Annotated in this window: 16 protein-coding genes and 1 riboswitch; of the genes, 8 read left to right on the top strand and 8 right to left on the bottom strand. The window is 71.6% G+C overall.

Annotation, left to right across the window (positions count from 1 at the left end; genetic code table 11):
• Window positions 1–149 precede the first annotated feature (149 nt).
• The 4 genes from paaN to ACGFIQ_RS16395 form a co-directional block, all read right to left on the bottom strand.
• Window positions 150–1,823: a phenylacetic acid degradation protein PaaN gene (gene paaN, locus ACGFIQ_RS16380; RefSeq protein ID WP_393244273.1), complete on the bottom strand. Its 1,674-nt coding sequence runs from the start codon at window positions 1,821–1,823 to the stop codon at window positions 150–152.
• Between the two features lie 67 nt (window positions 1,824–1,890).
• Window positions 1,891–2,910 carry a GNAT family N-acetyltransferase gene (locus ACGFIQ_RS16385; RefSeq protein WP_393244275.1) on the bottom strand — a complete coding sequence of 340 codons (1,020 nt, stop codon included), beginning with the start codon at window positions 2,908–2,910 and terminating at the stop codon, window positions 1,891–1,893.
• A 502-nt stretch (window positions 2,911–3,412) separates the two neighbouring features.
• Window positions 3,413–4,699 carry a threonine synthase gene (gene thrC, locus ACGFIQ_RS16390; protein ID WP_393244720.1) on the bottom strand — a complete coding sequence of 429 codons (1,287 nt, stop codon included), beginning with the start codon at window positions 4,697–4,699 and terminating at the stop codon, window positions 3,413–3,415.
• An 11-nt stretch (window positions 4,700–4,710) separates the two neighbouring features.
• Window positions 4,711–4,846: riboswitch (SAM riboswitch) on the bottom strand.
• Between the two features lie 100 nt (window positions 4,847–4,946).
• Window positions 4,947–5,915, bottom strand: coding sequence for a DMT family transporter (locus ACGFIQ_RS16395; RefSeq protein ID WP_393244277.1), 969 nt, complete (start codon window positions 5,913–5,915; stop codon window positions 4,947–4,949).
• A 91-nt stretch (window positions 5,916–6,006) separates the two neighbouring features.
• On the opposite strand from ACGFIQ_RS16395, the gene ACGFIQ_RS16400 reads away from it, so the two are divergent.
• On the top strand, window positions 6,007–6,312 hold the full coding sequence (locus tag ACGFIQ_RS16400) for an ArsR/SmtB family transcription factor (protein ID WP_393244279.1): 306 nt from the start codon (window positions 6,007–6,009) through the stop codon (window positions 6,310–6,312).
• A gap of 97 nt (window positions 6,313–6,409) precedes the next feature.
• Here ACGFIQ_RS16400 and ACGFIQ_RS16405 read toward each other — a convergent pair whose 3' ends face one another.
• Window positions 6,410–6,865 carry a DoxX family protein gene (locus ACGFIQ_RS16405; RefSeq protein ID WP_393244281.1) on the bottom strand — a complete coding sequence of 152 codons (456 nt, stop codon included), beginning with the start codon at window positions 6,863–6,865 and terminating at the stop codon, window positions 6,410–6,412.
• A gap of 421 nt (window positions 6,866–7,286) precedes the next feature.
• Here ACGFIQ_RS16405 and ACGFIQ_RS16410 point away from each other — a divergent pair, with 421 nt between their 5' ends.
• The gene (locus tag ACGFIQ_RS16410; RefSeq protein WP_393244283.1) at window positions 7,287–7,943 is read left to right on the top strand and encodes a DUF4232 domain-containing protein; all 657 of its coding nucleotides are present in this window, start codon (window positions 7,287–7,289) and stop codon (window positions 7,941–7,943) included.
• A gap of 45 nt (window positions 7,944–7,988) precedes the next feature.
• On the opposite strand, the gene ACGFIQ_RS16415 is transcribed toward ACGFIQ_RS16410, so the two are convergent.
• From ACGFIQ_RS16415 to ACGFIQ_RS16425, 3 genes are all read right to left on the bottom strand, one after another.
• Window positions 7,989–11,258: an FG-GAP-like repeat-containing protein gene (locus ACGFIQ_RS16415; protein WP_393244285.1), complete on the bottom strand. Its 3,270-nt coding sequence runs from the start codon at window positions 11,256–11,258 to the stop codon at window positions 7,989–7,991.
• A gap of 177 nt (window positions 11,259–11,435) precedes the next feature.
• A complete protein-coding gene (locus tag ACGFIQ_RS16420) occupies window positions 11,436–12,302 on the bottom strand; it encodes an ABC transporter permease subunit (protein ID WP_357068151.1) in 867 nt (288 codons plus the stop codon).
• Window positions 12,302–15,166 carry an alpha/beta fold hydrolase gene (locus tag ACGFIQ_RS16425; protein ID WP_393244287.1) on the bottom strand — a complete coding sequence of 955 codons (2,865 nt, stop codon included), beginning with the start codon at window positions 15,164–15,166 and terminating at the stop codon, window positions 12,302–12,304. Before ACGFIQ_RS16425 ends, ACGFIQ_RS16420 begins: the two co-directional genes overlap by 1 nt.
• Window positions 15,167–15,538: 372 nt before the next feature.
• On the opposite strand from ACGFIQ_RS16425, the gene ACGFIQ_RS16430 reads away from it, so the two are divergent.
• From ACGFIQ_RS16430 to ACGFIQ_RS16455, 6 genes are read left to right on the top strand one after another with little or no spacing between them, the layout of a single operon-like run.
• The gene (locus ACGFIQ_RS16430; RefSeq protein WP_393244289.1) at window positions 15,539–16,717 is read left to right on the top strand and encodes a hypothetical protein; all 1,179 of its coding nucleotides are present in this window, start codon (window positions 15,539–15,541) and stop codon (window positions 16,715–16,717) included.
• Window positions 16,704–19,229 (top strand): ATP-binding protein, encoded by a 2,526-nt coding sequence (locus ACGFIQ_RS16435; protein WP_393244291.1) that lies wholly within the window; start codon window positions 16,704–16,706, stop codon window positions 19,227–19,229. Before ACGFIQ_RS16430 ends, ACGFIQ_RS16435 begins: the two co-directional genes overlap by 14 nt.
• Window positions 19,226–19,699, top strand: a complete 474-nt coding sequence (locus ACGFIQ_RS16440) for a roadblock/LC7 domain-containing protein (protein ID WP_393244293.1) — start codon at window positions 19,226–19,228, stop codon at window positions 19,697–19,699. The genes ACGFIQ_RS16435 and ACGFIQ_RS16440 overlap by 4 nt, the downstream gene beginning before the upstream one ends.
• Entirely contained in the window at window positions 19,696–20,184 is a 489-nt protein-coding gene (locus ACGFIQ_RS16445; protein ID WP_393244295.1) for a DUF742 domain-containing protein, read from the top strand. The genes ACGFIQ_RS16440 and ACGFIQ_RS16445 overlap by 4 nt, the downstream gene beginning before the upstream one ends.
• Window positions 20,162–20,908 carry an ATP/GTP-binding protein gene (locus tag ACGFIQ_RS16450; protein WP_393244297.1) on the top strand — a complete coding sequence of 249 codons (747 nt, stop codon included), beginning with the start codon at window positions 20,162–20,164 and terminating at the stop codon, window positions 20,906–20,908. Before ACGFIQ_RS16445 ends, ACGFIQ_RS16450 begins: the two co-directional genes overlap by 23 nt.
• Window positions 20,909–20,946: 38 nt before the next feature.
• A complete protein-coding gene (locus ACGFIQ_RS16455) occupies window positions 20,947–21,549 on the top strand; it encodes a hypothetical protein (protein ID WP_393244298.1) in 603 nt (200 codons plus the stop codon).
• The last annotated feature ends 17 nt before the right edge of the window (window positions 21,550–21,566 follow it).

The following is a 21,566-nucleotide window of genomic DNA, read 5'->3' on the forward strand; positions in this document are numbered from 1 at the left end:
AAGGCAAGACCCCGGTGCTGCCCCAAAGCCAGATGGTCCGGGACGACCGTGCCCACAAAGGGTCTCCGGGGCAGCCCGCCCCGCGCAGGGATCAAGCCTGACCGCCCGGAGCGGGGTGGGCTGCCCCGGAAACCCACAACCGCAACCACCTACACGTGACGCCGAGACTGCACGATCCGGAACCGGTTGGCCACGTACGCCCCGTCGGTCAGCGCCGAGTTCGCCGCCGCGTTGGCGCCACTGCCGTGGAAGTCGGAGAACGCCGCCGACTGGTTCACGAAGACCCCGCCGGTGAGGTTGCAGGACAGGTGCACACCGACCTCGACCGCCACCGCCTCGGTGGCGTCCAGCACCGCCTCGTCGGTGGAGTAGACCCCCGCCGTGAGCGCGCCCTTCTCGCCGACCGTCCGGCGCAGCAACTCCAGGCTGTGCGCGGTGGAGTCGGTCGCGATGGCGAACGAGATCGGCCCGAACCACTCCCGGCCGTACGTCTCCGCGTCGTCCGCGGTCAGCTTCACGATCGTCGGCGTACGCACCACCGCGTCGGCGTACGCCGGGTGGGTCACGGCCCGTGACTCCAGCACCGGCTCGCCCACCTTGGTGACCTCGGCCAGCCGCTCCAGCACCCCGTCGTTGACGATGGCGCCGGTCAGCTCGACGCCCCGCGCCGGGTCGGCGGTCAGCTTGCCGACGGCGGCGGCGATCCCGCCGGCCACCTCGTCGAAGCTCTTGTGCCCCTGGTCGGTCTCGATGCCACCGGCCGGAATGAGGATGTTCTGCGAGGTGGTGCACATCTGGCCGCTGTAGAGGGTCAGCGTGAAACCGAGGTTGCGACACATCCCGGCGAAGTCGTTGGTGGAGTCGATGACAACCGTGTTCAGACCGGCCTTCTCGGTGTAGACCGAGGCCTGCCGGGCGTGCGTCTCCAGCCAGTCGCCGTACTCGGTGGAGCCGGTGAAGTCGACGATCTTCACGGCGCGGTGCAGGGCCAGGTCGCTGGCGAGCTTCTCACCGGGGGCCTCGGCCGCCAACATGATCAGGTTCGGGTCGAAGCCGGCCTCGGCGAGCACCTCCCGGGCGTACCTCACGGTGATGGCCAGCGGCAGCACCGCGCGCGGGTGCGGCTTGACGAGCACCGGGTTGCCGGTGACCAGCGAGGCGAACAGCCCGGGGTACGAGTTCCAGGTCGGGAAGGTGTTGCACCCGATCACCAGCGCCACCCCACGCGGCACCACGTGGAACGTCTTGGTCATCCGCAGCGGGTCGCCCTTGCCGGCGGCCTTCTCCCAGCCAGCCGTGCCCGGGTGCCGGGTCATCTCGGCGTACGCGTACGCCAGCGCCTCCAGCGCCCGGTCCAGCGCGTGCGCACCACCGGCCTGGAAGGCCATCACGAACGCCTGCCCGCTGGTGAACTGCACCGCGTTGGCCAGCTCGAAGATGTGCTTGTGCAGCCGATCGAGGATCTCCAGGCAGACCCCCACCCGGGCCTGCGGGCCGGCGTCACGCCACGCCGGCAGCGCGGCGCAGGCGGCGTCGACCAGCTCGCCGGGGCCGGCATGCGGGTAACGCACCGCCAACTCCACCCCGAACGGGCTCGTCTCGGTGGCGACCCGACCGCCGCTGCCCGGCTGGTCGAGCGGAAAGTCACCACCGAGGTACGCCTCGAAGGCGGCCTTGCCGTCGGCGGCGGCGGTCTCGCCGTAGACCCGGGGGCTGGGAGATTCGGGATAGGCGGACCAGTAGCCCCGCTCCGTGATCGCGGTCAGCGCACGGGTGAGGGTGTCGGCGTGCCTGTCGTACAGGGGATGCGGGGTCTCCGTCATGCCAGCCATCATGCCTGAGCCGCCTCCGGGAGCAGTAGCGCGAATGCCCGGCAGCGGCGCATGCCGGTCAGAGCGTGAGCTGCCAGTCGGTCCAGGCGTCCACCGGACGGAAGCCGAACTGCTCGTTGATCGCCACCATGTAGCTGTTGCTGGCCGCGTTCCAGGTGTCGATCACGCGGACTGCGGGCTCGTGGGTGAGCAGGTGGTGCAGGTTCTCGGCCTTGGCGATGAGGCCGAGCCGGTGCCCACGGTGATCCGGGTCGACGATGGTGATCTGCTGGTACGCGTGCCAGTCGGCGGAGGCGCCCACGTCCAGCAGGGTCCAGGCGACCAGCCGACCGGACGCCTCGTGCCGCATCCCGAGGTGGTAGCACCGCCGGCCCCGGGCGTCCAACGCCCGTTCGTTGCCACGGATGCGCTCGGCGTCCACCCGCTCCGGTTCCCACTGCACGTCACCCATGGGCGCGTCCATGAGCAGCCGGCCGTCCAGGTAGGCGATGTCCGCGACGTACTCCTGCGGGGTTGCCCCCTGCCAGCAGACCGACCGGTAGCCCTCGGCCCGCGGTCGAGCCTCGGCCAGCGCCGCACGCAGCGCGACCCGGTCGATCTCCTCGACCTCGAGCCGGCGCCGCACCTCGGCGAGGGCGGGCTCGGCGCCGATGGCGGCGGCGAACGCGTCGCCCGCCCCGCTGCGGGCTGGCCCGTCGGGCAGCGCGGAGACGGCCATCGCGACCACCCGCTTGCGGCCGTGCTCCCGCAGCAGGTGCACGCCGTGCTCGTGCAGCGCCCGGCCGACGCCCCGCCGCCGTAGCTCGGGATGCACCGTCAGCTCGACAGTGGCGTTGTCGGGGTTGTCGAGGTACGGCAGGTCCAGCTGGAGGAAACCGGCTGCCACCCCGTCGAGCCGGGCCAGCGCCCAGAGCGACCTGGTGCCGGGCATCGGCGTGTGGAAGTACGCGTCGAAGCGTCGCCGGCAGAACGGGGGCAGATCCGGCAGATCGGCGTCGTTGGCCGCCGCGCCAATCCGGTACGCCTCGTCGACGGCTGCTCGGTCGGTGCCGTCGAACGACGCGATCGTGATGCTCATGCGGTGAGCGTGCGCCTCGGGAAAGCGATCGGGCCAGCGATTTATTCGCTGGCCCGATCGGACGTGGTCGGGAGGGACACTCGCACAACGCCTCCGGCGTTGGGTCGCAAGAACTTCAAAAGTCTTCGGCGAAATGCCCTCCCGCACGGAGCATCTTGCGCCGTCCGGTTCCTGCCGTCAAGTCCGTAGCGGTGGGTTTTCCATACTCACAGCGAAAGCCCAGTTACACGAATGATCAACCCGGTCCCCCGTTCGGGCGATCCCCCACCCCCCGCCAAGCCAGCTCGGCCCGCCGGGCCGGGCCCGGCACGGCGGCACGGCACGGCGGCATGGCGCTTGATCCACTCGGGTTTCCGGAAAGCGCGGTGTCCGGGCCGGGCGGATACCGCGCCTTTCAGGAACCCGAGTGGATCAACCTGCCCGACAGCGGCCGGCGAGCCACGGGCCGAGCGGCGGAGCGACGGGGCGACGGGGCGACGGAGGCGGCGAGCGGCGGGGCGGGTCAGCCGAGGAGGCCGGCGTCGCGGGCGGCGCGCAGCGAGGGCTTGATGTGGTGGGTCGGCCCGACCTGGCCGGCGACGGCGTCGATGGTCTTCAGACCTTCGCCGGTGTTGAACACGACGGTCTCCACGGTCGGGTCGAGCCGACCGGACTCGACAAGTTTGCGAAGCACCGCCACGGTCACGCCGCCAGCGGTCTCGGCGAAGACACCTGTGGTGCGGGCCAGATCGCGGATGCCGGCGCGGATCTCGTCGTCGTCGGCGTACTCCATCCAGCCGCCGGTGCGGCGGACCGCCTCCAGGGCGTAGAGGCCGGCGGCCGGGTCGCCGATGTTGAGCGACTTGGCGATACCGGTGGGCTTGACCGGGATGATCGTGTCGGTGTCGGCGTGCAGCGCGGTGGCGATCGGGTTGCAGCCGGCGGACTGGGCGCCGAACACCTTCCAACCGCCGGCCGGCGCCTCGACCAGGCCGATCTCGACCAGCTCGGAGAACGCCTTGTCAATCTTGGTGAGCAGCTCGCCGCTGGCCATCGGAATGACCACCTGCGCCGGGATACGCCAGCCGAGCTGCTCGGCCACCTCGTAGCCGAGGGTCTTGGAGCCCTCCGCGTAGTACGGCCGGACGTTCACGTTGACGAACGCGGTGTCCTCGAATTCGTCGGTCTCCACCAGCTCGCCGCAGAGCCGGTTGACATCGTCGTACGAGCCGTCGATGGCCACCAGCTCGCCACCGTAGACAGCGGTGGTGATGACCTTGCCCTGTTCCAGGTCGCTGGGGATGAAGACCACCGAGGGCGCCCCGGCGCGGGCGGCGTGCGCGGCAACCGAGTTGGCCAGGTTGCCGGTCGACGCGCAGGCGAACCTGGTGAAGCCGAGCGCCTTCGCGGCGGTGAGCGCCACCGAGACGACCCGGTCCTTGAACGAGTGGGTCGGGTTGGCGCTGTCGTCCTTGACCCACAGCCGTGCGGAGATGCCCAGCTCGGCGGCGAGGTGCGGGGCCGCGACCAGCGGGGTCAGCCCCGGGTCGAGGGTGACCCGACCGGCCGGGTCCTGACCGGCGGGGAGCAGCGCGGCGTACCGCCAGATGTTCTTCGGGCCGGCCTCGATCTGCTCGCGGGTGACGGTGGCCAGGGCGGCGGTGTCGTAGTCGACCTCCAGCGGGCCGAAACACTCGTAGCAGGCGTGCTGGGCGACGAGCGGGTAACTGGCTGAGCAGGCGCGACAGACCAGGGCGCGGGCGGGGCTGGCGGAGGTGTCGATGCCGGAGGCGGCGAGCGTCGACGTCATGTCGAGAAGTCCTCTCATCTTTCCCCACATCGCACCGTGCGGCGGGGACGGAATTGGCACCTGCCCCGCGGGTCGCTCAGCGGTGAGCGCGCGGGGTGGTTGCCGGGGCGTCGTCGGGCCGTATCCCTCAGCCCCTCTGGATGAGGTATGCAGTTGTGCTGCCGAGTCTAGGCAACTCTGCCCGCCGCTTCCACCGCGGATCCCACGCTGTGAGCCGACCGACTCAGCCAGTTACCGGCAGGTGGGGTCAGCGGGCGCTCACCGCCACCGGGTCGACCACCGCGATCCGGTCCGTGGTCGCGGTGGACTGCGGCGGAGCCGAGGGCCGGGTCCGTGGCCTGGTGGCGAGGTTCGCGGCGACCAGCGCACCGATCGTGATGGCCGCGCCGACCAGCTCGATGGGCTCCGGGCGGTAGCCGCGGGCGATCTGCACCGCGAAGGTGACGACCGGGACCAGGTTCATGAACAGCGCGGCGTTGGCGGCACCGAGCCGCTGCACACCGGTGTTCCAGGCCAGGACGGCGATCACCGCGCCGATGACCACGGCGTACGCCAGCTGTGGGGTGACCGCCGCGAGGTCGGCGGCGGACGGCGCGTGCTGCCAGCCGACGGCGTCGGCGGCGATGCTCGCGGCCAGCATGGCTGCCGTGCCGGCGAGCGCGGTCAGGGTGGTGAAGCGCAGCGGTGACCAGGCACCGAACCGGCTGGCACCGTGCGTGTAGATGCCCCAGCCGAGCACCGCGCCGACCATCATGAGCCCGCCGAGACCGAACTGGCCGAGCCCGGCCAGGCTCCCGCGGGTGATCACCAGGCCGACTCCGAGGAGCGCCACCAGGGAGAGGACCAGCAAGAGCGGCTTCGGCCGTACGCCGTCCCGGGCCCAGCGGACCAGTTGGGTGATCAGCGGGGTGGTGGCCACGAAGAGAGCGATCTGCTGCGGGGCGGCGTGTTCGAGCGCCAGGTTGGTGAGCAGGTTGAAGCCGGCGAAGCCGACCACACCGAGCACCACGATCTCGCCGGTGCGGCCGCCGTGCCGCAGCGCACCGGCGCCTTCGCGCAGCAGCAGAACGGCGACCAGGATGGCGGCGGCGAGCAGGTAGCGGGCGGTGGTCAGGTTGAGCGGGTCGACCCGGGTCAGCGCACTGGCCAGGACCGGAAACATCACGCCCCAACCGAGCACGGCGAGCAGCGGATAGGCGGCGGCGCGGGATCGCATCGTCAGCTCCAATGTTCGAGTATCGTCGAACCAACGACACCGACCATAGGGCGTTGTTCGATTCTTGTCGAACAAGCGTTACACTGGTCACATGGAGCCGCACGAACCCGACCTAGCCGACATTCCGGTCACCGCTGTGCTGGCCGCACTCGCCGACGACGTGCGGCTACAGATCGTTCGGGCGCTCGTCGAGAATGGCGAGGCCGCCTGTGGCAGCTTCGACTTCGGCGTCTCCAAGGCGACCCGCAGCCACCACCTCAAGGTGCTGCGCGAGGCTGGCCTGACCCGCACCCGAGCCGCCGGCACCAGCCGCCTGGTCCGGCTGCGCCGCGACGAGGTGGACCGCCTCTACCCCGGCCTCCTGGACGCGGTGCTCAGCACGCGCACCTCGGCCTGACGCTCCCGCCCTCCCCTGCCGTCGCTCCAGGCACCCGGACCGGGCGCGTCGCCGAGCCTGCCTCGTCGAGGCCCGGCGACGCGCGGTACGGGTGCGGTCAGATGACCATCGAGCTGGACTCGACCACCGGCGCCGCCGGGGCGGGCCGAACGTCGCGGCGACGGGCGAGCAGCGTGTCGAGTGCCCAGGAACCCGGACCGAGGGCCGCGACCAGCAGGAACGACCAGCAGAAGAGCGCCGACAGCTCGCCGCCGTTGTGCAGCGGCAGCAGATCGTCCGGCTGGTGCACCACGAAGTAGGCGTATGCCATCGAGCCGGAGGCGAGAAGAGCGGCGGGTCGGGTGCAGAGCCCGGCCAGCACCAGTGCGCCGCAGGCCAGTTGAATCAGCGCGGCCCACCAGCCCGGCCAGGTGCCGAGGGGTATCGCCGCACCGGTCACCGGGTTGCCGCCGAACAACCCGAAGACCGAGGTCAGGCCGTGCAACGTGAACAGCAGGCCGATCACGATGCGGAACAGGGACAGGGTCGGCCCGCCGAGCCGAGAAACGTCCATGGGAACCTCCATCGAAGGAATCTGATCTCTTCAATGTGAGGCATGAAACTATCGACGCCCATAAATTCCTTGCTAGTGGGAAAGTCCCCGCTCGGAATGTACCGGTGTCCACGGTCCCGCGTCGAGCACCGCAGCTTCCTGGCTGCGCCGCCCGAGCCCCTGAGCTGCCACTACACCCGGATTCCGGCAGCGCGACCCGCCGTGGGCCCGCTCCCACACTGTGGGTACCGCCTGTCGAGCTGCCCCAGACACGGGGCAAACCCGAGCACTTGCCTCCGTGGTGAGGACAGTGCAGCCGGCCCAGATATGGGGCAGCTCGACACGACACGCGACTGTGGGCCGGACGCTGGCGGCAGGGACCGGACGGCGGCGCACAGGGGCCGGGCGGCGGCGGCACGCCCACGTGGGCGAGGATCAGGCAATGGTCTCCCGCGACACGGCAGCACGGTGGCGCATCAGCGCGACTGTCGCGATGGCTCTCGCACTCGGCGGCTGTGCTGTCGACGACCATCACGGCCAGGGCGGGGACCCGCCGAGCCGGCCGCGGACCGCGCCGAGCCCGTCGGCGAGCACCGATCCGCCGCCCGACTGCCCGGCCTCCGGTGTCCGGATCCGGTCGACCGGCGGGGACGCCGCGATGGGCCTGCGCGCCCTCGGCCTGGAGCTGGTCAACTGCGGTGACCACCCCTACCAGCTCAACGGGTACCCGGTGCTGCACGTGTTCGACGAGCAGCGCGAGCCCGTCATGCTGCGGGTGGTCAACGGCGCCAAGGAGATCACCTCGGGGTTCGACCAGCCACCCCGGCAGGTCACCCTCGCCGCCGGGGAACGGGCCACCGCCGTGGTGCTCTGGCGCAACCTGGTCACCGACTCGACAGTGGTGGCCACCAACGGCGAGTTCCTGACCGTGGCGCCCGCAGCCGGGCAGCCGGCCGAGGAGGTCGACCCGGACGGGCCGATCGACCTGGGCAACACCGGCCGGATCGGCGTCAGCGCCTGGACGAAAGCAGAGCCGTCCACGCCGCCGACGCCGAGTGCGGTGCCGTCGTCGGTGAGCCCACCCGACAGGCGGCTCTGAGCCCGCCCGCTAGGACGTGATGTCCTGCGGGTGAAGCGGTGAAGTTCAGAGGTTGCCGCCTCGGTTGAGCCAGGCGCGCACCGCGCCCTGGTGGTAGACGACGAGGTAGTCGGCCTTCCCGTCCCCGCTGATGTCCTTGAACTGAACCAACTCACCGGGATAGTTGGACTCGTTGGCGAAGTTCAGGTGCGCCTCGAACCCACCGGCATCCTTGCCGCCCCTGTTGAGATAGGCGTGGACGTTGCCGTTCGAGCCGACCGTCAGGTAGTCGGCCCTGTTGTCGTTGTCGACGTCGGCGAAACGCAGGTTGTTCCGGCTGGCGCCGGTAGCCCCCGGCGCCCAGTTCAGCTTCTCTATCCATACCGGTTTCGGGTTGTCACTCGCCAACCCCGTGTTGGTGTACGCGTGCACCTGGCCTGCCGCGCCCACCCGGAGGTAGTCGTCGCGGCCGTCGCCGTTGATGTCGGCGAAGCGTATGTCGCCACGGGCGACGTCGTTGACCGGTGCGATGTTGCCGGCCTGGTGGACGAAGCCCGGCAGACCCTCAGCTGTGAGCAACCTGTTGAAGAAGACCTCCATCTCGCCGGACGCAGACAACTGGATGAAGTCGTCGCGGCCGTCGCCGTCGATGTCGGCGAACCGGATGGAGTCGGCGAAGCCCATGTCCGCCGGATCCGCGGGCACCGCGGCGAGGTTGCCGGTGGGGACGAACTCTCCGGTACCGCCGCCCCACGGCAGCCACGTGGGTTGTCCGGGTTGGTCCTCGGTGTTGATGCCGACCCGGATCGAGCCGTCCTTGCGGATCTGCACGTAGTCGGCCCGCTTGTCCCCGTTCATCTCGGCGATCTCGGTACGGGCGTAGGCGGCCGGCCGGGGCATACCGGGCGCGATGACACCCAACCTGCTCCAACCCGCGCCGAGCGCGGTGGTGGTGGTGTCGAGGTTGCCGCCTCTGTTGAGCCAGGCCCGTACCGCGCCCTGGCGGTAGACGACGAGGTAGTCGGCCTTCCCGTCTCCGCTGACGTCCTTGAACTGGACCAACTCGCCCGGATAGTTGGACTCGTTGGCGAAGTTGAGGTGCGCCTCGAACCCACCGGCGTCCTTGCCGCCCCTGTTGAGATAGGCGTGGACGTTGCCGTTGGAGCCGACCGTCAGATAGTCGGCCTTCCTGTCGTTGTCGACATCGGCGAAACGCAGGTTGAACAAGCTGGCGCCGGTGGCACCCGGCGCCCAGTTCAGCTTCTCCCGCCACGTCGGCCCGGTGAGGGGGTCGGTGGGGTTCGGCACGTTGGTGTACGCGTGCACCGCCCCGGTGGCGCCCACCCGCAGGATGTCGTCGTACCCGTCCCCGGTCACGTCCGCGAAGCGGAGATTGTCGCGGCTGAACGACACGTCGTCGAAGACGATCCCCCAGTAGACGAAACGCATCCTGCCGCCCGAGCCGGGAAGGTTGAGGAAGGCCCTCGTCAGGCTGTTGGATCCACCCACGGCGAGGAAGTCGTCGCGGCCGTCGCCGTTCAGGTCGGCGAACCGCACCTCGTCGGCGTTCATCTTGAGGATCCCGCCGTCCAACCCGGGCTCGACAGCGGGTTCGTACGCGCCCGCGTCCACCCATTCCGGGAAACCGGGCTGGCCGACGGTGTTGATCGAGGCCCGGAAGCTGCCGTCGGGGTAGATTTGCAGGTAGTCGGCGCGATCGTCGCCGTTGAGCTCGGCGAACGCCGGCTGGTACGGCTCGCCCTCGAAACCGGGCACGATGACGCCCAGCCTGCTCCAGCCCTCGCCGAGCGCCGTGGCCGGCGAGGTGGGCGTGGGCGACGTCGGTTGGTCCCGCATGCAATTGCCGGGCACCACTTCAGGCGTCTGGAGCCAGCCCTTGCCGTCGGCCGCCAGGATGCCCCGGAAGAAGTCGTAGCCGAGCTTGGCGTAACCGCCGTCGTCCGGGTGCGAATCGTTCTGTAGACCCTCACTGACCTTGATGTCGGACGTGTCCACCAGCAGGACGTGTTTGTCCTGGGCTTGGAGATCCGCGACCATGCCCGCCAAGGCTCGGTTGATGTCGTCGATCCGCAGCTGCAGCCCGGCCTTCCCGGTCGGGAGCAACCGAGCCACGGCGACGACCGCTCGGGGCGAGTCGGCCAACACCTGGTCGATCAGGTCTCTCAGCCGGGCCGGGGCGGACCACATGGCGAAGTCCTGGTTCGCGTCGTTGGTCCCCGCGTGCAGGGTCACCACGTTCGGCTTGTACTGGGGAACCGTGCACTCGGCGACGTCCGCGATCTCGTCGATCCGTTTCCCAGGATGGCCCTCGTTGCGATTCTCGGCCATCGTCCCGGTGGTCCGTGAGCCGACGAAGGTGACGCGGTCATCGCCCCACACCATGCTCAGCGCGTCGTGCAGCTCATCGCGGTAGCCGTTGTTGTCCGAGCTTTCCAGGCCCGCCGTGATGGAGTCGCCGAGAGGCATGACCCGCAGGTCGGGCCGCTGCGTCCCGCCTCGCGCGGCCCCGCGTCGGATGGCCGCGACGGCATCGGCCGCGTTGTTGTAGAACCAGTCGCCGAAATCGGTGGCGATGTCACCGACCGCCCTGCCGAACCAGCGCAGCCCGTTGGCCGCCGCCCTGAGGGCCGCACCGATGCCTTGCATCATCTCCACGCCGTGGTCCCTGACCCACGGCCCGAGGTACTTCTCCCAGATCCCCGGGCCGACCGCCGCGACCAGCGAAGTCCCGAGCGCTTCGAGCCACGTCCTCCAGTCCCGTTGCTGCCCGTTGAGCTTGATCAGGATGGCCTGCGTCGTGAACGTGCCCAGGAACACTCCCAGGGGCGAGCAGATCACCTGGGAGGGCTGCCACGGCATCTCGAAGAAATAGGCCATGGCCGCAGAGCAGGCGAAGCGGACGAAATATCCGACAGCCGCCCCGGCGACGATCGCGCCGAGGGTGGCAAAGTGGCCCACGTCCGTGGTGGACACGTCGGACACGACAGTGACCGTCAAGCCGGTGGCCGTGAGCGCGAGCTGCCCGTCGAAGTCGGGCCACCGGACATCCGCGGTCCCGCCCGGCAGAGCCAGATCGTCGCTGTCGACCTCCTCCCTGAGGGAGTCACTCAACAACGGGTTGCGCTCGTTGACCTCGCTCACCCACGCCGCGGCCTTGGCGTGGTCCAGTCCCTCGGGTAGATCGAACTCGAACACAGCCGTGTGTGTCGTCGCGGCCTGCGCCGGCGACGCCGCGCCGGGCTGGACCGCCACGATCAGGGCGAGGAGCAGAGCTGTCGCGGCGTGACCCCATCGCCGGGCACGCCTGGACCGCACGATCGTCTTCCTGCCGGAACCGGGCACCGAACCTCCGCACTGCGCAAGCGACGAGCCGTCAGGCGGTGCGCCCAGGGCCGCATCGAATCCAATCAGGACCGTCTTGCGTGGGAGATGATCGCCGCGTGAACGCCCGATGAAGGCGGCGGCGGGCATACCATCAATGAGCCCCGCCGCCTACGACGTGATGTCCTTGCGGGTGAAGCGCCAGAACGCCAGCCCCCAGAACAGCGTCGCGTAACCGATCGCCGAGATGCAGCCGCGCACCACGTCGTCGGTCTGCACCGGGGTGGAGAGCAGCCCCAACCAGGCGGTGCTGAAGTGGGTGGGCAGGAAGTCCCGCAGCGCGCCCAGGGCGGTGATCTGGTCCAGGATGCTGGACAGGATCCAGAGCAGCACCGCACCGCCGACCGCGCCGAGTGCGGCGTCCGTGGTCACCGACAGCAGGAACGCCAGCCCGGCCACCACCAGCAGTACGACAGCCAGGTAGCCGAGCACGGCCAGCAGCCGCAGCAGCCCCTCGGTGGGTTCCAGCTCGGCGGCGACGGTGCTGCGCAGCGGCGACCAGCCGTAGCGCAGGGTGCCGGCCAGCAGCGCGGTGCCGGCCAACAGGACCAGAGCCAGTCCGGAGTACGCGAGTGCGACCACCAGCTTCACCGTCAACAGCCGGGCCCGGGGCACCGGGATCGCCAGCAGGTAGCGCAGGCTGCCCCAGCTCGCCTCACTGGCCACCGTGTCGCCACAGAACAGCGCGACGACGACCACCAGCAGGAACGACGCCGACACGAAGATCGAGAAGAGGGTGAAGTTGAGCCCGCCGGAGGTGGCCAGGTCGACCAGACTGGCGAACTCGTTGTTGCCGTTGTCGTCGTCGCCACCGGAGTTGAACTGGAACGCGATCAGGATGATCAGCGGCAGCAGCACCATGAACCCGAGCGCCAACTGGGTGCGCCGCCGGGACGCCTGCCGACGGAACTCCGCCGCGAACGGCATGGTGGCCGACGGCCGGTAGCCACGGGCCGCACCCGCGTCGGAAACAACCATCACCGGTCACCGCTTCCCCGAGAGTTGTCGCCCACCAGGGCGAGGAACGCGTCCTCCAGGCGGCGCCGGGGCACCACCCGGTCCACCCCGATGCCGGCGCGCACCAGCTCGGCCACCACCTCGCTGCGGGCCGTGCCGTTGGTGTCGACCACCAGCTGACCGTCGCTCTCCGGCAGCACCCGTACGCCGTGCAGGCGGTCCAGCACCACCCGCGCCGCCGCCGGGTCGCTGACGTCGAAGAGCACACTCGGCGACTCGCCCACGATCTCCTCCACCGGCCCGGACGCCACGATCCGGCCCTTGTTCACCACCACGGCGTGCGTGCAGGTCTGTTCCACCTCGGCCAGCAGGTGGCTGGAGACCAGTACCGCCCGACCGTCGGTGGCGTAGCGCTGGAGCACCCGGCGCATCTCGGCGATCTGCGGCGGGTCGAGCCCGTCGGTCGGCTCGTCCAAGACCAGCAGCTCGGGCAGGCCCAGCATGGCCTGGGCGATGGCGAGGCGCTGGCGCATACCGTGGCTGTAGTTCTTGATCCGCCGCTGCACGGAGTCACCCAACCCGGCGATCTCCAGGGCCGCGTCGAACTGGGCGTCCTCCCACGGCCGGCCGGTGGCCCGCCAGTACGCCTTCAGGTTGTCCAGACCCGACAGGTGCGGCAGGAAGCCGGGCCCCTCGACAAGCGCGCCGATCCGGGACAGCACCGGTGAGCCGGGCACCAGCCGACGACCGAAGACGTAGATCTCCCCGGCGGTCGGCTGGGTCAGCCCCATCAGCACCCGCAGGGTGGTGGTCTTACCGGCGCCGTTGGGCCCGAGCAGACCCACGACCTGACCGGGGTGCACCTCGAAGTCCACGTTCGACACCGCCACGAAGCCGTCCGCGTACTCCTTGCGCAGTGCGCGCACGGCCAGCGGCGTGTCCGCGTACTCCGGATGCACCGACCGGTCCTGGCGGCGATGCCGGCGGCGGAGCACGGCGACGACCACGACGAGCCCGATCACGATGGCGGCGAGCAGGCCGGCGAGCACCCAGCGCCAGATCGTCGCCGCGGTGGGGATCGGCTCGCCGCTGACCGTGGGCAGGCTGACCGTGCCGTCCGCGGCCACCGTGTAGACGGTCGGTTCGGCGGGCGTGGTGTACGCCTGGTCGGAGGTGGCCACGACCAGGCGCAGTCGGTGCCCGGCCTCCACCCGGCGGACGATCCCGGGCAGCGTCACGGTGACCGGGCGGGCGTCCTGCACCTGTCGCGGCAGGCCGGTGAGCCGGATCGGGGCGACCAGCCCGTTCGGCAGGGTCGCCGCGCCGTCCTTGTCGACGTCGTAGAGCTTGACGAAGAGCACCGCCGAACCGGTCGGCGAGGCGGCCCGCAGGGTGATGGTGGGCGCACCTGCCACGTCCACCGCCTCGGTCAGCGGCGTCGACTCGAACCGGGCGTGTTGGCCGGGCACGTCGCCGGCCACGCCGTCCAGCAGCGAGGTGAGCCCGCTGGCGAACGGGATCGAGGAGATCGCGGCCGGGTTGCCGTTCGGTGGGTTCGCGATCGGCTGGGCCGGGCCGGCGACCGTGACCTCCCGGCGGGCGTTGCCGGTCAGGCCCGGGTAGTCGGCGCGGCGGAAGCCGGTGGCGACCAGACCCCGGTCGAGCGCGTCGAAGCCGGCGATCCGGGACCAGGTGAAGTCGTCGCCGGGCGCTTTGCCCTCGCCCTTGACGTAGTGGTCGAGCCACTGGACGGTCAGGAACTTCACCCGGTCCTCGTCCGAGCGAGGTCCGCTGCCGCCGTCGTGCCCGCCGGTGAACCAGGCGACCCGGACCGGGGTGCCGGTGGCGGCGATGCCCCTCGCGTTCGCGTCCGCCTCGCCGAGACCGAAGAGCGTGTCCGCCTCGCCCTGCACCAGCAGGGTGGGTGCCGTGATCCGGTCCAGCACGCCGGCCGGGCTGGAGCGGCGCAGCAGGTCCACGGCCGCCTGGTCGGCCCGCCCGGTGGTGGCGATCCGCAGGTAGGCGGCGCACACGTCGGCGGCGAAGCGCCCGCAGGACGGGTCGGCCGCACCCGCCGGGGCACCACCGGGACCGCTGCCCGGGCCGGCGCCCGGTGCCGGGCTGGGTGGGCCGGCCGACGCGGGCGCGCCCTGCGGTTGGGCGGCGGTCTGGCCGGACAGCCCGGCCGGGCCGGAGCCCACGTTGCCGCCACCGCCGAAGAAGAGACCGGCCCAGCCCTTCTTGAACACACCCTCGGTCGGCGCCCCACCGGTGCTCTCCGGCAGGAAGGCACGGGACAGGTCGTTCCAGGTGATCATGGGGACGATCGCGTCGACCCGACGGTCCTGGGCGGCCAGCAGCAGTGCGAGACCACCGCCGTACGAGCCGCCGACCACGCCGACCTTCGGGTCACCCGCGGCGTCGGTGCGGACCTCCGGTCGCGCGGCCAGCCAGTCCAGCAACCGTTGCGCGTCGCGCACCTCGTAGTCCGGGCTGTCCAGGTGGATCTCGCCGCCGCTGCGGCCGAAGCCCCGCGCGGTCCAGGTGAGCACCGCGTAGCCGCGCCCGGCGAACTCCTCCGCGTCGGAGCGCACCGACTCCTTGGTGCCGCCGAACCCGTGTGCCAACAGCACCGCCGGGACCTTCCGACCGGACGACGCGTCGTCGGGCAGGTAGAAGGTGGTGTCCAGGTCCACCGGTTGGTCGTCGGACGGTCCGGAGCGGACGGTGAGCATCGCGCTCTCGGTGCGGACGCCCGGCCCCTGCGGCCACACCGCCCAGGTCACGGCGGCGGCCAGCAGCACGACGACCGCCGTTGCGGCGATCGCGCGACGGCGGGTGGGCAGGGCACGCCGGAACCACGCGGCCGGCGACGGCGATGTCATGCGGCACACGGTACGGCTCGAAGCCTGAGCGTTGGCTGAGATCCGCCGTACGTCCGTCCGGTTGCCCCGATCGGTGCCCGGTCGGCTGCGAGCGCGCGATGTCCGACGCGGCCCAGTGAGTTGAGTTCGGATCCCGTGAATTCCGATATTTCACGGATATCGCCTCGATCACCACATGTTCCACCCACGGACGAAACAGAGCGTGTCGGGAACGGCCGCAAATGGTGACGTTACTCGAACTGACGCGAACCTGACTCGTCGACTGAGGTCTGACCAGGGAAAGAGTCGGTTAGTTTCCGGTCCGGTGCACGGGACTTGTCGGGCCACCCGACACCGCGCCGATCCGCGCCCCATGCCGGAGGAGACACACACATGACAGTCCCCGCGCCGCGGGCCCGTCGACGTCCGTCCACCCTGGGCCGACTGCTGCCGCTGCTCCTCATCGGGGCCTTACTGGCACCGGTGGGTCTGCTCGGCACGTCCGCCTGGCGGCAGACCACCGCCGACCGGGACCTGGCCGTTCGGGAACGGCTCGGCGTGCGGTACCTCACCGCTCTGGGCTCGGTCACCGACGCCCTGGTGGAGGCCCAGTCCGCCGCGGTCAACAACCGACAGGTGTCCAGCGACGCGCTGAACCGGGCGGTCGAGGAGGCCGCAGCGGTGGACGCCCGCATCGGCACCGAGCTGCTCAGCCAGGAACGCTGGGCCGGGGTGCGGGCCAAGCTGGAGGCACTGCGCGGGCGCAGCCCCGCCGACCCGGAGTCCGCCTACACCGCGTACGGGGAGGTGTCGGACCTGCTGCTGGCGCTGCACCGCAAGGTCCGGGAGAGCTCCGGGCTGGTCCGCGATCCCGTCGCCGACTCCTACTTCCTGCAGGACAGCGCCGGCCAGGAGTTGCCCGAGGCGGTGGTGGCCACCGGCCGGCTCGCCGATCTGAGCACGCTTGTCGCCCGCCGGCCGGCCGCCGAACAACCACGCGGCCTGCTGGAGCTGACCGGGCTGCGGGTGGCCGCCCTGGCACCCGCCAGTGACGCCGTCGACAACCTGCGTTCCGCCGTGGACGGCTCGGAGAACACCGACCTCGGCGCCAACGTGCTGACCCCACTGGACACCTACCAACGCTCGGTGGAGGCGCTGGCCGCGTACTCGGCACCGGCCAGGGGCACGAGTGTGGTGGACCCGGGCCAGTTGAGCGCCGCCGGGCTCAACGCGCACCGCGCGGCCCGCCAACTTCAGCCGGTCATCCTCGCCGAGCTGGACGCCCTGCTCGTCGAGCGCATCGACGAACTCGACCGGGACCGCTGGCAGACCGTCGCGGCGACAGCGCTCGCCGTGCTGTTGCTGAGCTGGCTCGCCGCGCTGCTGTTCGCCGCTCGCGGTCGGGCCCGACGCCGGGCGACCATGGCCGCGACCCACGCGGAGACCGCCGACACCCCGCCGCCCCCGGACGCCTGGCAACCGGTGCCGGGCGACCTGCGCGGGCTGCAACCCGCCGGTACAGCCCGTGACCCGGAGCCCGCACAGTGGGGGGCCTTCGATGCTGCTCGGTAGGCTCCGGATCCGCGGCAAGCTCGCGCTGCTCGTGGTGATCCCGCTGCTCAGCATGGTCGGCCTGGCCGTGCCCGTGGTGCTCGACCGGGTGGCCGCGGCGCAGCGGGCCAGCGACACCGCCGAGCGGGTACGGCTCGCCAGCCGGGTCGGCAGCCTGGTCCAGGACCTCCAGCAGGAACGCATCCTCTCGGTCGGTTTCCTGCTCGGCCGGGTCGAGCGCAGCGAGGTGGTCCGCAAGTCCGCAGACGTGGACGACCGGGTGGCCGACCTGCGGGCCGGCGGGAGCGACGCGCTGACCGACCAGGTCGACAGCGCCCTGGACGGGGTGTCCAGCCTCATCGACCTGCGCACGTCCGTGCTGGCCCGGGTCGCGAACCCGGGCCAGGTGATGGAGGCCTTCGGCCCGGTGAACGTGGGGCTGATCGAGTCGCTGCGGCTGGCCTTCGGTGTGAACACCGAGACGTTGCCGGGTCGTCAGGTGCTCGCCCTCGACGGGCTGCTGCGCGTCGACGAGGGCCTGGGCGCCTGCGCCACCCTGAGCCTGCTGGTCAAGGCGATCGGCAGCTCGGACACCATCACCGGGTACGTGGCGTGCATCGCCGCACTCATGGTCGACAACTCGCGCTTCCGCAGCCTGATCACACCCGAGCAGCTCAAGGTGGCCCAGCTCAACGACGCGGCAGTGGCCGCGCGTACCAGCTCGGACTTCCTGGTCACCAGTGCCCGGGACCCGGCCGCCGCGGTCCGCGACGTGCCGATGGAGGCGCTCTTCCCGGCCGTCCGCACGATGATCCGGCTCGGTCAGTTCGTGGAGAAGAAGCTGGTCGCCGACGTGCTCACCGAGGTGACCGCCGACCAGCGGCGCGCGCTGACGGCCGCGTACCTGGTCGGTGCCGCGGCGGCACTGATCCTGGCGTTGGTGGTGCTGCTCAGCGCGGCGGTCGCGCGGACGGTGGCCCGACCGCTGACCCGCCTCACCCACTCGGCCGACCGGGTCGCCCGGGTCGCCGAGGCGGAGCTGGTCCGGGTCACCGACGACGAGGGCGAGAGCCCGCAGCCGATCCGGCTGGAGCCGGTGGACATCCGGGCCAACGACGAGATCGGCGACCTGGCGCGGGCCTTCGACCGGGTGCAGAGCACCGCCGCGCGGCTGGTCGAGCGGCAGGTCGCCGGCCGACGCAACGTGGCCCAGATGTTCGGCCACGTCGGGCGGCGCACCCAGAACCTGGTGGGCCGGCAGATCGCCCTCATCGACCGGCTGGAGCAGCAGGAGGTCGACCCGGGTCGGCTGGAGCACCTGTACCGGCTCGACCACATCTCCAGCCGGTTGCGACGCAACGCCGGCAGCCTCGTGGTGCTCTCCGGCTCGGCCGGTGCCGACGCCCACACCGCACCGGTGCCGCTGGCCGACGTGGTCCGGTTGGCGCTCGGCGAGATCGAGGACTACACCCGCGTGGAGGTGCGGGTGCCGGCGGGCATCTCGGCCGCGCCGGCCGTGGTCGGTGACCTCATCCTGGCGCTGGCCGAGCTGATGGAGAACGCCACCGCCTTCTCCCCGCCGCACACCCGGGTGCTGGTGACCGCCGAAACGTCAGGCATCGGCGCGCGGATCACCGTCGTGGACCACGGCATCGGCATGGGTGAGCAACGGCTGGCCGAGGAGAACGCCCGGTTCACCCGCCGGGAACGGCTCGACCTGGCACCGACCGAGGTGCTCGGTCTCTTCGTGGTGGGCCGGTTGGCCCGCCGCCACGGCTGGGAGGTGGGCCTGGCCGCCACCGCCGGCGGTGGGGTGACGGCATACCTGGAGATCCCGTCGGCGGCACTGGTGCTGCGCCGCGCCGACCGGGCCGGGAGCACCGTCGCCCGGGCCGCGGTGCCGGAACGGGACAGGCGTACGGCGGCAGCCTCCGACCGCGGCGCGCGGTCCGGCACGGCGGCCGTCGCCGAGCCGGCCCGCTTCGACTCGGACCTGCTCAGCCGGGCCACCCGCAGCCTGGACGCCAGCCCGTCCTGGAACGCGTTCGGCTCCGGCCAGCCACCGCAGCCCGTCCCCGCACCCCCGGAGCCGGAGCGGTCGGGCCCGGCGAGCGCGCCGCGGATCCGGCAGCGGGTGCCCGGGGCCAGCCTGCACGCCGCCGCCGCACCGACCCGGCCGGTGGACGCCACCGGCGCGGACCCCGCCGCCGCCCGCGCGCTCGTCGAGGCGTTCCAGGCCGGTGTACGCCGGGCCGAAATGCAGACCGTCGACCTGCCGAGCACACCCGGAGGCGTCGGCCCGACGGCGGCCGGTGGCGTCGGCCCGTCCGACACCACACCGGATCGACCCCGACTGAGCCGACGGGTGCCGGGGGCGAACCTCACTGTCGTCCCGGCCTGTCAACCGCTCAGTACGCACCTCGGTGACCCGGCCGAGGTCCGCAAACTCATCACCGACTTCGAGGAGGGCGTCGCCCGTGCTCTCCGCGAAGTCAGCCCAGACCGCCGGAACGAAGAAGGATCATCACGGTGACCAGCCCCTTCCTGCACGAAAACATCGATCAGACCCAGTCCGGCGTCAGCGGGGACCTCAGCCCGGAGGCCCGTACGTTCAACTGGTTGCTGGACTCCTTCACCTCCGGCACCGCAGGGGTCCTGGAGGCGATCGCGGTCTCCTCGGACGGCCTGTTGATGGCCATGTCGGCGATCAAGGACCGGTCCAACGCGGAACGGTTGGCCGCGGTGGTCTCCGGGATGACGAGTCTCGCCGGTGGGGCGGCCAGTTGGTACGCGCTCGGCGGCCTCAACCGGGTGATCGTCGACATGGCCGACGGCTACCTGCTGATCAGCGCGATCAGCAGTGGTTCCGTGCTCGGGGTGGTCGCCGACCGGTCGGCCAACCTGGGCACCGTCGCGTACGAGATGACGCTCTTCGCCGGTCGGGCCGGTGGTGCCCTGACCCCGCGGCTGATCGTCGAGTTGAAGAACGCCGCTCAGCAGTGACCCCCGACGTCGCCGGCGAGGACCCGGACCCGGAACCGACGGTCCGGATCCGTCCGTACCTGCACACGGCCAGCCAGGCCGAGGCCGACGTGGTGGAGACACCGGCCCAGCCGGAGCCGGAGGCGGGTGGCGGCCGCCCGGCCAGCCCCCGCCCGTTCGTGCTCACCTCCGGCCGGGTCGCGGGTGCCGACCCGGCGATCGGCTTGGAGACGCAGGTGACCGTCCGCACGGACAGCGGCTGGTCGACCGGCCCAGCCGGTGCCCTGCTGGCGCCGGAATTCCAGGTGATCATCGCGCTCTGCGCGGAACCGATCTCGGTCGCCGAGATCTCGGCCCGCGCCCGGTTGCACCTCGGCGTGACGCGGGTGCTGGTCGGCGACCTGCGGGCGGCCGGACATCTGGACGTACACGTCAACGACACCAACGACGCCGTCGACCCCGACCTCATCCTGCGAGTGATTGATGGACTCCGTGCGATCTCCTGAATGGCCGGTCGCCCCGCTCGGCGGGGTTGCCGGAAACAGCGCCGCCGGCCGTTACGCGGTGCCGGGCACCGGGCCGATCATCGGGCGTGCCGGTCCACCGCCGCCGCCGTACCAGCCGCCGTCCGGCGCGGGAGCGTCGGCGCCGCCGGTCGGCAGGCCGGCGGCACCGCCGATCCCGGTCAAGATCCTGGTGGCCGGTGGGTTCGGGGTGGGCAAGACCACCACCGTGGGTGCGATCTCCGAGATCGCTCCCCTGACCACCGAGGCCGAGATGACAAGCGCCGGGATCGGCGTGGACGATCCGGGTGTCCGGTCCACCAAGACCACCACGACGGTGGCGATGGACTTCGGCTGCGTGACCATCGACCGCAGCCTGAAGCTCTACCTGTTCGGCACGCCGGGGCAGGCCCGGTTCGGCTTCATGTGGGACGACCTGGCCCGGGGGGCGCTCGGCGCGCTTGTGGTCGTGGACAGCGCCCGGCTGGACGACTGCTTCCCTGCGATCGACTTCTTCGAGCGGGCCGGGCTGCCGTTCGTGGTCGGGGTCAACGCCTTCGACGGGCGGTTGGCCCTGGAACTCGGCGAGATCCGCTGGGCGCTGGCCATCGGCGACCATGTGCCCCTGGTGCAGTTCGACGCCCGGGACCGACTGTCGGTGCGGGACGCCCTGTTGGTCGTCCTGGACCGTGCGCTGGAACGTGCCACCCGGGAGAGACAGGCCTGAGCCGACCGGCTCGGGCCGTGACGGGAAGAGGTGATCTGGTGAGGGGCGACCTGGACGAGACGCTGGCCCGATTGGCCCGGCGCGAGGAGGCGCTGCGCCGGCGGGCCAACGACCGTGACGACACCGCGCCACCCTCGGGCCTTCCCGGTCCGGGCGGCGACGCCCCGAACGCCGGGCCGAGCCGCGGCGACGCCCCGAACGCCGGGCCGAGCCGCGGCGACGCCCCGAACATCGGGCCGGGCCGTAGCGACGCTCCGAGCGCCGGGCCGGGACGGCACGACGCCCGGCACGCGGGGGCGGACCCTCCGGGCGACGGGGCCGGATGGGGGCCGGTCGAGGAGGTGGCCGAGGCGGTCCGTCAGGTCGTCGGCACCTATCCCGGGCTGGTCGTGACCGTGCAGGTGCAGCACGAGGGTCGGACGTACCCCCTGCGGGTCTCCTGGGACGGCCCGGACGTCACGGTCGGGCCGGTGCCCCCGCCGGCGCCGGTGGAACCCCCGCCGGCGTGGCCCCTGTCCGGCCGGACGGTGCCCGGGTGGGCGCCCGGCCCGGACGGGTTGACCCCGGACCCGGCGGCCCGGTTGGCCGAACTGATCCGGCGGGACCCGTCGTTGTTGGACGAGTTGGATCCGCGGCGCTGACCGGCGGGGCTGGCCGA

The organism is Micromonospora sp. NPDC048898 (assembly GCF_043198035.1).
Taxonomy (GTDB): Bacteria; Actinomycetota; Actinomycetes; order Mycobacteriales; family Micromonosporaceae; genus Micromonospora.

What these genes read in the sequence shown, in the direction of transcription:
- paaN (WP_393244273.1), bottom strand. Translation starts at nt 1,823, where the DNA reads ATGACGGAGACCCCGCATCCCCTGTACGACAGGCACGCCGACACCCTC.
- ACGFIQ_RS16385 (WP_393244275.1), bottom strand. Translation starts at nt 2,910, where the DNA reads ATGAGCATCACGATCGCGTCGTTCGACGGCACCGACCGAGCAGCCGTC.
- thrC (WP_393244720.1), bottom strand. Translation starts at nt 4,699, where the DNA reads ATGACGTCGACGCTCGCCGCCTCCGGCATCGACACCTCCGCCAGCCCC.
- ACGFIQ_RS16395 (WP_393244277.1), bottom strand. Translation starts at nt 5,915, where the DNA reads ATGCGATCCCGCGCCGCCGCCTATCCGCTGCTCGCCGTGCTCGGTTGG.
- ACGFIQ_RS16400 (WP_393244279.1), top strand. Translation starts at nt 6,007, where the DNA reads ATGGAGCCGCACGAACCCGACCTAGCCGACATTCCGGTCACCGCTGTG.
- ACGFIQ_RS16405 (WP_393244281.1), bottom strand. Translation starts at nt 6,865, where the DNA reads ATGGACGTTTCTCGGCTCGGCGGGCCGACCCTGTCCCTGTTCCGCATC.
- ACGFIQ_RS16410 (WP_393244283.1), top strand. Translation starts at nt 7,287, where the DNA reads ATGGTCTCCCGCGACACGGCAGCACGGTGGCGCATCAGCGCGACTGTC.
- ACGFIQ_RS16420 (WP_357068151.1), bottom strand. Translation starts at nt 12,302, where the DNA reads ATGGTTGTTTCCGACGCGGGTGCGGCCCGTGGCTACCGGCCGTCGGCC.
- ACGFIQ_RS16425 (WP_393244287.1), bottom strand. Translation starts at nt 15,166, where the DNA reads ATGACATCGCCGTCGCCGGCCGCGTGGTTCCGGCGTGCCCTGCCCACC.
- ACGFIQ_RS16430 (WP_393244289.1), top strand. Translation starts at nt 15,539, where the DNA reads ATGACAGTCCCCGCGCCGCGGGCCCGTCGACGTCCGTCCACCCTGGGC.
- ACGFIQ_RS16435 (WP_393244291.1), top strand. Translation starts at nt 16,704, where the DNA reads ATGCTGCTCGGTAGGCTCCGGATCCGCGGCAAGCTCGCGCTGCTCGTG.
- ACGFIQ_RS16450 (WP_393244297.1), top strand. Translation starts at nt 20,162, where the DNA reads ATGGACTCCGTGCGATCTCCTGAATGGCCGGTCGCCCCGCTCGGCGGG.